12 protein-coding genes are annotated in these 13,452 nt (G+C 62.6%); 4 read left to right on the top strand and 8 right to left on the bottom strand.

Features of this window, described 5'->3' with window-relative positions; genetic code table 11:
- Positions 1-933: a methylenetetrahydrofolate reductase [NAD(P)H] gene (gene metF, locus NXT3_RS12445; RefSeq protein ID WP_104839429.1), complete on the top strand. Its 933-nt coding sequence runs from the start codon at positions 1-3 to the stop codon at positions 931-933.
- Between the two features lie 601 nt (positions 934-1,534).
- Here metF and NXT3_RS12440 read toward each other — a convergent pair.
- The 5 genes from NXT3_RS12440 to NXT3_RS12420 form a co-directional block, all read right to left on the bottom strand.
- A complete protein-coding gene (locus NXT3_RS12440) occupies positions 1,535-2,473 on the bottom strand; it encodes a DMT family transporter (protein WP_104839428.1) in 939 nt (312 codons plus the stop codon).
- Positions 2,474-2,616: 143 nt separating this feature from the next.
- On the bottom strand, positions 2,617-3,831 hold the full coding sequence (locus NXT3_RS12435; RefSeq protein WP_104839995.1) for a lytic murein transglycosylase: 1,215 nt from the start codon (positions 3,829-3,831) through the stop codon (positions 2,617-2,619).
- A gap of 146 nt (positions 3,832-3,977) precedes the next feature.
- Positions 3,978-4,757: a glycoside hydrolase family 25 protein gene (locus tag NXT3_RS12430; RefSeq protein ID WP_037415391.1), complete on the bottom strand. Its 780-nt coding sequence runs from the start codon at positions 4,755-4,757 to the stop codon at positions 3,978-3,980.
- 153 nt (positions 4,758-4,910) lie between these two features.
- Entirely contained in the window at positions 4,911-5,588 is a 678-nt protein-coding gene (locus tag NXT3_RS12425; protein ID WP_104839427.1) for a class I SAM-dependent methyltransferase, read from the bottom strand.
- Positions 5,585-6,835, bottom strand: a complete 1,251-nt coding sequence (locus tag NXT3_RS12420; RefSeq protein WP_104839426.1) for a BtaA family protein — start codon at positions 6,833-6,835, stop codon at positions 5,585-5,587. The genes NXT3_RS12425 and NXT3_RS12420 overlap by 4 nt, the downstream gene beginning before the upstream one ends.
- 209 nt (positions 6,836-7,044) lie before the next feature.
- Between NXT3_RS12420 and NXT3_RS12415 the strand changes: the two genes are divergently transcribed.
- Positions 7,045-8,409, top strand: coding sequence for a serine hydrolase domain-containing protein (locus NXT3_RS12415; RefSeq protein ID WP_104839425.1), 1,365 nt, complete (start codon positions 7,045-7,047; stop codon positions 8,407-8,409).
- Positions 8,410-8,460: 51 nt separating this feature from the next.
- On the opposite strand, the gene NXT3_RS12410 is transcribed toward NXT3_RS12415, so the two are convergent.
- From NXT3_RS12410 to NXT3_RS12400, 3 genes are all read right to left on the bottom strand, one after another.
- A complete protein-coding gene (locus tag NXT3_RS12410) occupies positions 8,461-9,480 on the bottom strand; it encodes a lytic transglycosylase domain-containing protein (RefSeq protein ID WP_104839424.1) in 1,020 nt (339 codons plus the stop codon).
- A gap of 115 nt (positions 9,481-9,595) precedes the next feature.
- Positions 9,596-10,231: a LysE family translocator gene (locus NXT3_RS12405; RefSeq protein ID WP_104839423.1), complete on the bottom strand. Its 636-nt coding sequence runs from the start codon at positions 10,229-10,231 to the stop codon at positions 9,596-9,598.
- 101 nt (positions 10,232-10,332) lie between these two features.
- A complete protein-coding gene (locus NXT3_RS12400; protein ID WP_104839422.1) occupies positions 10,333-11,547 on the bottom strand; it encodes a pyrophosphate--fructose-6-phosphate 1-phosphotransferase in 1,215 nt (404 codons plus the stop codon).
- A gap of 318 nt (positions 11,548-11,865) precedes the next feature.
- Here NXT3_RS12400 and NXT3_RS12395 point away from each other — a divergent pair, with 318 nt between their 5' ends.
- Both NXT3_RS12395 and NXT3_RS12390 read left to right on the top strand, forming a co-directional pair.
- Complete coding sequence (locus NXT3_RS12395; protein ID WP_037415427.1) at positions 11,866-12,573, top strand: J domain-containing protein; 708 nt, start codon at positions 11,866-11,868, stop codon at positions 12,571-12,573.
- Complete coding sequence (locus NXT3_RS12390) at positions 12,570-13,334, top strand: N-acetylmuramoyl-L-alanine amidase (RefSeq protein WP_104839421.1); 765 nt, start codon at positions 12,570-12,572, stop codon at positions 13,332-13,334. The genes NXT3_RS12395 and NXT3_RS12390 overlap by 4 nt, the downstream gene beginning before the upstream one ends.
- The last annotated feature ends 118 nt before the right edge of the window (positions 13,335-13,452 follow it).

Raw genomic sequence — 13,452 nt, 5'->3', positions numbered from 1 at the left:
ATGAACGCACGGACGCTTTATCCCGCGGAGCGCGGCAATCTCAGACTTTCCTTCGAATACTTTCCGCCGAAGAACGAAGAGATGGAAATCCAGCTCTTCCAGACCATATCGGATCTCTCGGTCTTCGCGCCGGCATTTCAGACGGTGACCTACGGAGCCGGCGGCTCGACCAAGGCGCGTTCGTTGACCACGGTCAAGCGGATGATTGGGGAGATGGGGCTGAACAACACGGCGGCCCACCTGACCTGCGTCGGCGCGCCGAAAGCCGAAGTCGATGCGGTGATCGACGAGTTCGTCGCCTGTGGCGTCCGGCATTTCGTAGCGCTGAGGGGTGATCCGCAAGGCGGTATCGGCAGCGCCTACGAGCCCTTTCCGGGCGGATATGAAAGCTCGGCGTCGCTCGTCAAGGCGCTTCGTGCCCGCGGCGATTTCGAGATTTCCGTCTCCGCCTATCCGGAAAAGCACCCGGAGAGCGCTGATGTCGCGGCCGATATCGACATGCTGAAGCGCAAGGTCGACAGCGGCGCCACGCGCGCGATCACCCAGTTCTTCTTCGACAATGACGATTTCGAACGATATCTCGAGCGGGTGCGGCGCGCCGGCGTGCAGATCCCGGTCGTCCCGGGCATCCTGCCGATCAACAATCTGACGCAGGTCATCCGTTTCGCCGGACTTTGCGGCTCGAAGGTACCGGAGGCGATCATCTCGCGGCTTGCTCATCTCGACGACCAGCCGGAGGAGCGGTTCAAGGAGGCGAGCCATATCGCTGCCGAACAGATCGTCGATTTGGCGCGTCGGGGTCTACGCGACTTCCACCTTTATACGATGAACCGGTCGCCGCTCATCGCGGCCGTCTGTGAACTGGTCGGCTATCAGCGCCGACCGCTCAGGCCCGCCGCCGCACCCTCCTATCCGGCGGTCGCTACGGCTTAGCGCATCGGCGCGAAAATCGGAATGGATTTTCGGAAAGCACGATGCGTAGATTCAAAGTGTTACAGCGTCCTTCGCGCGTCTGAAAAGACGCGCGGCGCTGTAGGCCTGAATCCGACTCCAAGAGAAGCGAAAGCCCATGAACGGTTCGTCGTTCATGGGCTTTTCTGATGTCGCAGCTCTGGCCGGGTGCTCTCGGAGCGGCCTTCGTTACCTCTTCTGCTGAAAATTGGAGTTTCCGGAAATTTAAGTCCCTCGGTTTGGACTTTCAGCGGCCTTTCGTCAGACGAAGAGCATAACCGCCACGAATGCGAACGCTGCACTGATCATGAGGACATTCAACGAATGTGTAAGTCCCATAGGATCCTCCCTGCGTTGACGGGTAAAACATAGGGCCAAAAAGCGGCGCATAAAAGCGAAACTTGTGCTGCAGCGCGAAAACCGTGTATCCCAGCTCCGATATTCACAGCCCTAAGTGTCTGAATCGTTTTATGAATCAAATGCCACATTATTTTCACAATTGCTGCCGGAAGGTTAATGTGAACGCTTGTAACGGTCTGTGAAGCGTCTCAAAGCCGTACCCGGCAGCTGTTTTTGATTCCCCTCAGGTCGACGAGCGCGGCCGCAACATGCGCCCATCGAGGACGGCGAGGCCCGCCGCGATCAGCGCCATCCCGGCGAGGTCGGTGACCTGCAGCGTCTCGCCAAGGAAGAGATAGCCGAGAAGAATCGCGCTTGGCGGCACGAGAAGCGTGACCAGCGACGTGTTGGTGGCACCGGCCTCCGCCATGATGCGGAAGAACAGAATATAGGCATAGGCGGTCGAGACGAGCGCCAGGCCGAGGATCGCCAGCACGGCGGAGAGCGGCGGCATCGGGAGGATCCATGGGGTGTCCACGAAGGCGGCGACCGGCAGCATGACGATGGTCGAGGCCGTCAGTTGTCCGGCGGCCGTCACCGGCGGCGCCAGATTGCGAAAGCGCTTGCCGTAGGTGGCGGACAGGCCATAGCTCACGGCCGCGAGAACCGGCAGGACGAGGGCCCAGAGCGGTACGTCCCCCGCGTCCCCGAAAAGGCCTGCTAACGCGCTCGGGCCGATGAGCACCACGGTGCCGGTGAGCCCGAGCAGACAGCCGCTGATCTTGGCCGCGGTCAAGCGCTCGTCTTCCGTTGCGACATTGGCAATGAGCACCGTCCAGACGGGCGTCGTCGCGTTCAGAATGGCGGCCAGCCCGGCACCGATATGGGTCTGGCCGAGAAAGATGAAAGCATGCGGAATGGCGTTGTTGACGAGGCCCATGACCAGAAATTCCCGCCAGCGTCCAACGAGCGCCGGGTAGAGGCCATGATTGCCGCGCAAGTAGATGTGCAGGGCGATCGCGGCGAGGCTGAGGCGCAGCAGCACGAGCGTGAAGGGCGGGACATGGGCAACCGCCACGCGGGCGAAAAAGAAAGACCCGCCCCAGATCAGGCCGAGCAGCATCAGCAGCAGCCAAAGCCGCAGGGTCATGTGGGTGGTGGCGGTTCTGCCGGATGATAGCATTTGGGCCCTGCTGCGATCGAAGCCGGATTGGATTCGCCGGGCGTATCCAATCCAGCAATTTGCGATTGCGCAAGCGATAATGCGAAGAAGCGGGCGTTGCCACCCGCTTCTTGCGAAATTGCTCAGGGGTTTCGATTTTGGCGTCAGAGCGCCTGGAGCAGATCCGGCGTCGCCCAACCGTCGGCCGGCAGGCCGAGTTTCAGCTGCTCCTTCTGCAGGGCCGTGCGTGTGCCCGAGCCGAGAATACCGTCGATCTTGCCGACGTCGTGGCCGAGCGCCTGCAGCTTCGTCTGCAGTGCCTTCATCTCCGCATCGCCGAGGCCCGGTTCCGGATTGCCGGCCTGGTAGGGCGGGGCGCCGGCGAGGCGGGTGGCGAAATAGGCGGCCGACGTCGTATAGATGAACGACTGGTTCCATTCGAGATAGATCTTGAAGTTCGGGTAGGTCAGGAAGGCTACGCCCTTTCGCCCCTGGGGCAGCACCAGCGAGGCCTCAAGCGACCCATGCGAGGTATTGCCGTCGCGCGGAGTGACGCCAAGAGCGAACCAGTCGCCCGCCGTCATGCCCGCCTGCAGGCCCGTCTTTTCCCAGGGCAGTTCATCCGGCACGCTGACTTCCTGGATCCAGGGCTGTCCCGCGGTGAAGCCGAGGCTCTGGATAAACTTCGCCGCGGTCAGAATTGAATCCGGCGCGCTCTTCTTCAGATTTACGTGCCCATCGCCGTCGCCATCGATGCCATAGGCGATGATGTCCTCCGGCAGCATCTGCACCTGACCGATCTCGCCGGCCCAGGCGCCCGTGGTCACCGCCGGGTCGAGATCGCCGTGCTGGACCATTTCGATGGCGGCAAGGAGCTGCGGCCGGAACATTTCCGGCCGGCGGCAGTCATGCGCCAGCGTCACCAGCGCATTGCGTGTGTTGAAATCGCCCTGAACGGCGCCGAAATCGGTTTCCATCGCCCAGAACGCCGTGATCACCGGCGCCGGCACGCCGAACTCACTCTCCGCGCGGGCGAAGACGTCGGCATATTCCTTCATCTTCTGGGCGCCGATGTCGAGCCGCGCCTTGCTGACGGTGCGCTTGGAAAACTCGGTGAAGGTCTGCTTGAACACGCCCTGGGCGCGGTCGCGACTCAATACCTTCTGGTCGATGGCCGCCCCGGCGAGCGCCCGGTCCGCGACATCGGCGGGGATGCCCTTGCCGATCGCCTCGGCCTTGACGCCCTCCAGAAAGGCAGCGAGATCGCCGCCGCAGGCAACGGGGGTCTGCGGTTGGGGCTGCGTCTGAGCCAGCGCCGAGGTGCTGGAGAGGGCGAGCAGGCCAAGGGTGAGGAACGCGTTGCGAGCCTTGCCAATCATCATAATTCCTTTCGAGGGCCCGCGTGGCCTGGCGCGGCCGTCGGGCTTGCGAAATTGCGCAGATCAATATGCCGGTGCTTTCTCAGAGCATTATGACCGAATGAAGAAATCGGTCCGCCAGGCGTCGGTGCGGGCGGCATTCTCGCCTATTGCGAAACCGCCGCCACCCATTTCTTCCAATTCTTGGCGGAGCCCGCGAAGGCGTTGATGTCGGTATGGCCTTCGATGCCCGGAATGACTCCGGTGCTGGTGTATTGCCAGAAGGCCCAGCGTCGGTCGACGTAAATGTCCTTGGGGTGCTTGGCGACGGAACGCACCCAGAAGTGATAGTCGTTGAAGGCGCCGACGAGATTGTCGCGGTGGAAATCGACGGAGGTGTAGATGATCGGCCGCTTGCCGTAATGCGCTTCCAAGCGGTCCATGAACCGCTTCATCTCGGAGCGCACGGTGTCCGGCGACGGGCGGTAGCGGCAGGTCTTCGATTCGCCGTTCCACTCGACATCGAGAACCGGCGGCAGATGGACAGCGCTCCTCGGTACATTGGCGATGAACCAGTCGGCCTGCGCGTCCGCGCTCGAGCAGAAATAGTAGAAATGGTAGGGGGCATAGGCGAGCCCGGCGGCGCGCGCGCGCGGCCAATATTCGTGGAAGCGCGAATCGACGCGGTCCTTGCCCTCGGTTGCCTTGATGAAGGCGAAGGAAACGCCGGAGTTCTTGACCCTCATCCAGTCGATGTCGCCGTTCCATTTGGAAACGTCGATGCCGTGGACGCTGTGATGGTGCGGTGTGCGATCGCCGAAATCCTGCGGATCGGTGTCCTGGAAGCGCGGCGGTATGGAGGCCGTGCGCACGAGGTCGTAGTCGGTGGACGTGCAGGCGGAGAGAATGGTGGCGATGGGCAGCAAAGCCAGGAGGAGCCGGCGCATGAGGGTTCCGTTTGCAGACGAACGACGATCCTGCCTCACGCGATGGTTTCCATGATGGTGATGTCCCCAGGGAGGCTTGACCTCCTTTTCACCATAACATCGTAAAATTTGAGTTAGCTCAAGCGGCAATTGCATTGCTGTCGCGCTGGCCGATCACGGAGCCTGCACGTCCGCCGGACGGCGGTAGACAGCGATCCATGCATAGCCTCTGCCGATCGTCCTGAGCTCCAGTGCGGCGCCGTCCCGCTCGGCCCTGGCGCGCATGACGTCGAACAGCGATTCGCGTGGCGTGACGTGAAAGCGCTTCAGCCAGCCCTGGAGGAGGCGGCGGAAGCCGCCCGGCCATCCCTCCTGCTGGCCGAAATCGGCGACATGCAGCGAGCCGCCCGGATGGAGGGCGTCGATCGCCGCGTCGACCGCCTTCTGCCAGTCGGGAATCATCGACAGCGCATAGGAGATGACGATTCGGTCAAAGCCCGCCTCACCGAAAGAGGCGGCAGTGAAGTTCGTCGCGTCGGCTATGCGCAGGTTTGCATCCGGCCGTCCGTGGCGCCGAAGCTTCGCCTTGGCGGTTGCGAGCATCTCGGCGGAGATGTCGAGACCGAAAAGGCGTGCCGTTGGATAGAGATCGCCGATCATCGCCAGGTTACGCCCGGTGCCGCAGCCGATCTCGAGCACCGAACCGCCCGGCGGCGCGTCCAGTTCGCGGATCAGCGTGTCGCGGGCGAAGAGGTAATATTTCCTGGTAAAATCATAGATGTAGCGCTGGTAGCGGTACATCCGGTCCATGAGCCGGGCATGGCTGTTGCCAACGGACGGCGGGCCGCTCATGCTCTCTTCCGGTAAATGTGGAAGCCACCATAGATGGCCGAACGGTCCTCGGCACCGAGCTTCGACGAAGTCTCCGCATCGTAGTGCCACTGGTCGAGCAGGGCTTCGGAGAGACGTCCCGGCAGGATGCTCGCTTCTGCAGCGGTGCGGAAGATCACCACGGCGCCCGGCGCGGCGGTGCGGGTGATTTCGCTCCAGAGGTCGTTCAGCTGCCGGTCGGCCATCCAGTCCTGCGCATCGAGGAGCACATAGCGATCGACGGAAGAGGCCGGCTTGCGGCCGAGCAAATCGGTGAAGCTCTCGTGATGGACCGTGACCCGGTCCGTGTGGTTGCGGATAGTTTCGTAATTGGATGTCTGCAGATAGGGCGGCAACTCGCCCTCGTGCGGGAGCGGATAGCGCCGGCCGAAAGCCTGCCAGGCGAAGTAGTTCTCGCGCAGCGGAAAGTGGCACGTCAGCTTTTCGAGACGATGGCGCAGCACTTGGGCCAGCGATTTCTCCTGGCTGAGGCTGGCGAGTTCGTCGAACTGCTGCGGCGGGATGCCGAGGCCGAAAAGCGAACTCTTGCGGCCGGTGATCCAGCGGATGATCGGCCGGTCGAAGAGCGGTGCGAGCTTGTCGTCGAAGAATTGCCGCTGCTCGCGCATGGAGCGTGCCTCGACGAAATCCGCGGGATTGACGCCGTGGAGCCGCGCCAGAAGGTGGCTGGCGGCGATGAAGCGGCCGAGAAGGCCGGTGTGATAGATATTGCGGCCGAAGACGCCGATGCGGCGGCGACCCGCCATGTCGCGGCCGTTCCAGTAGGTGCGAGTGGCTTGATCGAGCTTGGGCGCTATGAAGAGATCGAAGGCCTGGATGTTCGAACGCGTGCCGGCACTGCCCAGGAACCGTACGACATCCTTGTGACTCGGCAGGTGACGGAGGGCGGCAAGCTTCAGCCGGTTCAAGGCGATATGGTGGGGATTGAGGTCGACCACGTCGATGTGCGCCGGGCCGGCGGACAGATAGGTCAGCATGTTGCAGCCGCCGGAGCCGATAGTCACGATATGGTGGCCGGGCTCGATCTGCATTGCTTCCATGTCGACAATCGGATCTTCCCAGATCTGGGGGTAGACCAGGCCGGAGAAGAGCAGCCCGAACACGCGTTCCGACAGTCCGGCGAGGGAAAGGGCCCGGTGCTGGAGAAGCGCGCTCTTCAGCTTGGCGTTCTTTCCGCCAAAGCCGGCATCGTGGGCGAGTTCTGTCATTTGCCTGCCATCCAGTTGAAACTAAGGCGCTTCTAGAGCGACTCGACTACACTTTGATGACGGGATTCCCACAGGCCGGCGGCACTCCGCCGAGACCTCTAAGAGCGAAAGGCGGCCGGAACGGGCGTTCTTCAACAGAGTTCCCGATCATGGTAAATCCACTTTTCCTTTCCCTGAAAACCTGATCTCCTGTGGCCCAGGAGGCGGCTATGAAGGGTTTATTGCGGAAATCCGGTGCCTTGTTAATTGCGATCGCCGCGGCGGCCGTCGGCTGGTTGGCCCTCTTTCCACCGGAACTGCTCAAGGTCGGGGACGGCTATGCCGCCAAGATCGTCTGTTCCAACGTCTTCCTGGCGGGACGAGACCCGCAGGCGGTGCTCGCCGAAGACGTGCAGGCGCCCGGTCATCCGTTGCTCAAGTTCGTCAGCGTGTCGGTCGACCGCGATCAGCATGCGGTGACGGCAAGGATCTTCGGCTTCGCGGCCCCGGCACGGGCTGTCTATCGCCCGGGACTTGGCTGCACGGTAACCGCGGAGGGGACCATGCAGGCGCTGGCCGCGCCGGCGCTCGATAACGCCACTGGGGCTGCCGCGGCTGCAAAGAGCCCGGACCTTGCCTGGCCCGTCGGCAACAAGGCGGAGATCGACCCGGCATTCCAGAAACTGGCAGAAGATCCCGAATTGGCCGGTTCAGGCATGCGGGCCGTCCTTGTCGTCAAGGATGGGCATCTCGTCGGCGAAGCGTATGGCCAGGGTTTCGACCGCGAGACGCGTCTGCTTGGCTGGTCGATGACGAAATCGGTCACCGCGGCCCTGGTCGGCATGCGTATCGCCGAAGGGCGCATGGATCTGGAGAAGGCCAACCTTCTGCCGGAATGGAGCGGGGATGAACGAGCGCGGATCAAGCTTGCCGATCTCCTGGCGATGCAGAGCGGGCTTGCCTTCAACGAGGATTACGGCGACGTCACCGATGTCACGCGGATGCTCTTTCTCGAAAGCGACATGGCCGGGTTCGCCGCTTCGAAGCCGCTCGAAGCGGCACCGGGTGCCCGGTTCAACTATTCGACCGGAACGACGAACGTCCTGTCGCGCCTGTGGATGCAGACTTTCGACAGCCCCGCTCAGGCGCTCGCCTATCCCCGCCGGGTGCTGTTCGAGCCGCTTGGGATGACCAGCGCCGTCATGGAGACGGATGCGCAGGGCACTTTCGTCGGCTCCTCATACATGTACGCCACGGCGCAGGATTGGGCGCGGTTTGCCCAATTTCTGCTGGATGATGGCCGTTGGCAGGGCAGAGCCCTGCTGCCCGAGGGATTTGTGAAGTTCATGCGAATCCCGACTGCCGCATCCGGTGGCGACTACGGCGCCGGCCAGATCTGGCTTATCGAGAACGGCACGCGCGCCGGAACGGGTAATTTCCCGCCCGACACGTTCTGGATGCTCGGGCATGACGGGCAATCGATCATGCTCGTTCCGTCGCTCCGACTCGCTGTCGTTCGGCTTGGTCTCACCCCCGGAGGCGGCGGTTATGATGTACGGAAGCTGCAAACCGCGGTGATTGCTGCGCTCGATTGAGCGCGGCGCCGATCAGCAATGTCATAGGCTGGGAGGGACGGAAGCGGCCCGTTACTGCATGTCCAGCATGTCGAGCATGCCCTTGCGCTTGGCGTGGTAATAATAGCCGCTGGCATAGAGCTTCACCGCGCCGTCGTGCTGGTTGTCGGCGACCATCCAGGCACCACGCAGATACTTGGTCGCATATTTGAGGTTGGTTTCCGCGTCGAAGAGGCCCTCGGGCGGGCCTTCATAGCCGAGGCCCCGCGCGGTATTGTACCGGATCTGCATCAGGCCGTAATTGCCCCTGCTGTAGGCGTGCGGATTGTAGTTGCTCTCGCGCTTGACGACCCGATGCACGAGTTCCAGGGGAAGGCCGTTGAGCTCGGCGTAATGCTTGATCAGTCGGTCGAGTTCCGGCTTGGAACTGGTCGGGGCTTTCGTCAGCTTCAACGAATCGGGGATGACGCTCGCAACCGCGCCGACCGCCGAGCCGATGACGCCGGTCTTGGGCCGCTCCGTCGGAACGATCATGCGCTTGGCCACCAGGGTTTCAAGGCCGACCGGCTCCCCGGTGTCGAAATCCGACTCCCATGAGGCGGCAATCGTGAGAGAGGACGTCGCGGGCGCCTCGGCGCTTTTTTCAACGGCCGGCGTAGCCGCGGCAGCCGGGAGAGTGGCCGATGCGGGCGTTGCCATCGCCGCGTCGAAGGCCTGGCCCGGCTTGGCGGTGGGCACCGCAACCGCCTGGGGAGCCGCGAAGGCGAGCGTCGCATCCGTCGCCGGCATCATGCTGGGCTGAGCGGCGGAGGCGGCAGCGATCGCGCCTTGCGGAGCTGGTGCCACGTCCGCCGGTGCCGAGGCCGTCTGCGTGTTCAGCGCGGCGGAGGTGCTCGACGCCACGCCGATTGGCGCCGGCAGAGCGTAAGCCGTCATTTCCGTTCCGGGCTTCGCAATGGGGGTAACCGTTTGCACGGCCGTCAGTTCTTCGAGAGAGGTGTGCTCGACCGTGGAGCAACCCGAAGCAATTGCCGATGTTAGCGCGATGGCGGTAAATGCCTGTTTCGGAAGGGAAATACGGATCTTCGCCATGCGGTCACTTTCGTGCTTCTGGGCCCCGTAGCCCCTGCAAATCAGCAGCTGCCAACCGCTGCGCTTGAATCTTCCTTAACCTATGCCGCCGGTTGCGGCAAGCGCGGGGCGAATGTCACGCCGTTGCACGCTTCAGGCTGAGCGAAAGTAGCCCGGCGCCGATGAGCAAAGAGCCGCCGGTGCGGTTCACGACCCGCCGGACGCTGGGCTTGCGAATCGCGCCTCCCGCGGCGGAGGCAAGAAACCCATAGAGCATCGCGTTAGCGGCGGCGAGGGCGAGGAATGTCGCTTCGAAGATCGCCATCTGCGCAAGAAGTGGCCGCGAGAGGTCAAGGAACTGCGGCAGGAAGGCGACAAAGAACATGATGCTTTTCGGGTTGAGCGCGGTCACGGCATAGGCGTGGAGGAATACCCGCAGCGGCCGTTGCGTTGCGGGCGCTTCACCGTCATTCGCGCCGCTGACACCCAGAGGGGTCTTCCAGAGCTTGATTCCGAGCCAGACGAGATAGGCGGCGCCGATCCATTTGAGGATCGTGCAAATCGTCGCCGAGGCGGCGAGCAACGCGCCCAGTCCAAGCATGGACGCGGTCATCGCCGTGAAATCGCCAAGCGCCACGCCTGCGACGGTTGCGCCCGCTGCCTTGCGCCCGCGACTGATCGCATAGGAGATCACGAGCAGGATAGTCGGGCCGGGAATGGCGAGCAACACGGCCGAGGCGGCGACGAAGGCAAACCAGTGTTCGAAAGACATGAAAGAGCTCCGCGTTTGAACGGCGTCCAGCCGAGAAATCGGAGGGAGCCATTCAAACGCGGAGCCGTCAACTGCTATTGAGCGTGCGAAAGAAGCTCAGATCAGTCCGCTGCCTGCCACTTCTGGCCGATCGCATCCATGGCGTCGCCGAACCACTTGGCGGACGTATCGAAATGCTTGCCGCCCTTGATGCGGGGGAACTCGATGGTGCGCAGCCTGCCGCCCTGGTCCTCATCGTGGCCGGTGACGCCGGAGACCTTGTTGAGTGCGCTCTCCACCGCAAGGTCGACCATGCTCTGGATCAGTCGCAGGTCGTCGCCGTTCGCCGGTGCGGAGCGGGCGTAATAGCCGGACTTCTGGACCATCGAGCGCTCGGCGCCGAGCAGGGCGGCGAACTGTTTCGAGAACCAGTTGCCGACATTGATCGTGTCGATCTTCACATGGCCGAAGGCATCGCGCTTGATCGTTTCGCCGGCGGCTTCGCGCTCGGCGACGATTGCGTCGAGGCAGGCACCTTCGCTGACGAACAGGGTAACATAGCCGTTCCGGTCCATGGTCTGGCGCAGGCGTTCGGCTTCGGCTTCGAGGTCGAACTTCACCTCGGGCAAATAGAGGCCGTCGATGTTCTTCAGTTGCTCGTTCATCATGAAGCCGTCGACATAGTCCTTGTCGGCGGCCAGCTGAATGTAAGCGCGCGCTGTCGCTGCCGTCAGCCAGCCGCAGTGGCGGCCCATTACCTCGTGGACCACGAGCGTGCGCGGCGCAGCGCTCTGCTCGTTGCTGACATTGTCGAAGAAGCGTGCGCCGTATTCGGCGGCCGTCCAGGCGCCGAGGGTCTGGCGGATCGGCACCACATCGTTGTCGACGGTCTTCGGCAGGCCGACGACGGTCAGGTCATAGCCGTTGGCGCCGAGATACGCGGCCAGGTCGGCAGCGGTCGTGTTGGTGTCGTCGCCGCCGATCGTGTGCAGGATGCTGATGCCATCGGCAGCCAATCTTTCGGCCGCGACGCGAAGCGGGTTTTCGCCTTCCTTCACTAGGCCGCGCTTGACGCAATCGGCCGTATTGGTGAGCTTCACGCGGCTGTTGCCGATCGGCGATCCGCCGTGGCGGTGAAGAATATGCGCCCGCTCGCGCATTTCCTTGGTGATCTCGATGCGGTCGGCGAGAAGCAGGCCCTGATAGCCCGAACGGTAGGCCACGAGTTCGTAGTCGGGGGCGATATCCGTATAGCGTTCGATGAGCCCGCCGACAGCGGATGAAAGACAGGGTGCGAGCCCGCCCGCCGTCAGCATTGCGACTTTCTTCTTGGCCATGTTTCCTCCTCGGATTCGGCATCAGGCGATCGTTCGAAAGATCGACCGCCCTGTCACTATTGCGCAGGTCAAAGACCGGGAAGGTGGTCTAACGCAATTCCGATGGAAATAAAATGACAGGACTGTGGATGTCTGAAAAGGGCGGCATCAGCGCGGCAAAACGCAGGATCAGTGCAATTCACTTGAGATTCACGGCGAGCTGATTTATTGAGGGGCCATCACAATTCCGTCATCGGTGACGTTTGGCACAGACGGCCGCTTGCAATATGCCACCACATCGGGCCATGCTCGGTCGTGGATAGGGGAAAAATCGCGCTTATGTCATTCTGGGACAGCCTGCTGAAGATCGTAACGGCCACCGGCAATGCGCTCGCCGGTGTGGTCGAGGCGGTCCGTACACTTTTCGAAGGGGATCCGGAGACACGCCGCAAAGTGGCTTTCTCGGTGGCGATGATCGCCTTGTCTGCGAAGATGGCGAAGGCTGACGGCATCGTCAACGAAGCCGAAGTCGCGGCTTTTCGGGATATCTTCAAGTTTCCTGCGGACCAGGCGAAGAACGTCGCTCGGCTCTACAACCTCGCACGCCAGGATGTGGCGGGCTATGAGGCCTATGCGGAGAAGATGGCGTCGCTCTGCTCGTCCTGCGAGCGCAACTGCCCAATTCTCGAGGACATCGTCGACGGGCTCTTCCATATCGCGAAGTCGGACGGCGCTGTGCACGACAAGGAACTCGCCTATCTGATGCGGGTTGCGGAAATCTTCAACATGGACGAGGCGCAGTTCGAACGCATCATGGCGCGCCATGTCCATGGCGACGACCGCGATCCGTATCAGGTTCTCGGTGTTTCGCCGAAGGACGATTTCTCCGACATCCGCCGGCGCTATCGGGTGCTCGTCTCCGAGAATCACCCGGACATGCTGGTGGCGCGCGGCGTGCCGGAGGAATTTCATGCGATAGCCAATGACCGCATGGCCGCGTTGAACGCAGCCTACGAGGCGATCGAGAGAGAACGCCGCGCCGCATGACCGCCAGCACCTGCGACTTTCCGGGGGCCCGCTTCGTACCGTCACCTAATCATGGCGAACGGGCCGGCGGGCGCCGGCCGGACATGATCGTGCTGCACTATACCGGCATGGAAACGGCGCTCTCGGCGCTCGACTGGCTCTGTCGCGAGGAAAGTCAGGTTTCCAGCCACTATTTCGTTCACGAGGACGGCCGCATCGATCAGCTCGTGCCGGAGGAGCGCCGCGCCTGGCATGCCGGCAAGAGCTTCTGGAAAGGCGAGACGGACATCAATTCCTGCTCGATCGGCGTCGAGATCGCCAATGCAGGCCATCCGGCGGGACTGCCGGACTTCCCTGAAGCGCAGATCAACGCGGTCGCCGAATTATGTCGGGACTGTGGCGAACGCTGGCAAATCGCACCCGAAAGGGTGCTCGCACATAGCGACGTGGCCCCGATTCGCAAGGTCGATCCGGGAGAAAATTTTCCCTGGATTGGGCTATTTCGCCGCGGGGTTGGTCACTGGGTTGAACCGGCGCCTGTCGGGGGCGGGCGCTTTTTTCAGCGCGGCGACCGCGGACAGCCGGTCGAAGCCCTCCAGTCGATGCTGTCCCTCTACGGCTACAACATTGAAGTTACTGGAGATTTCTGCGAACGGACGGAAGGCGTGGTGGCCGCTTTCCAGCGGCATTTTCGCCAATCGCGGGTAGACGGCATCGCCGACATTTCCACCATTGATACGCTTCACCGGTTGCTCTCGGAACTACGGAATTTCGGTGCCTAGGCGGCGATTTTCGAGCGCGCTGATTTAGCGGCCTCGATGCTTTGCTGCGCGATTTTTTCGCGTTTGCCACATGTTTACCATGTTAGGCCCTTCATTTCCGGTCCATCAACGCAGGAGA

It is taken from the genome of Sinorhizobium fredii (genome assembly GCF_002944405.1).
In the GTDB taxonomy this organism is placed as follows: domain Bacteria; phylum Pseudomonadota; class Alphaproteobacteria; order Rhizobiales; family Rhizobiaceae; genus Sinorhizobium; species Sinorhizobium fredii_C.
Note: the sequence above shows the minus strand (reverse complement) of the source record. Positions and strands in the feature narration are given on the sequence as shown.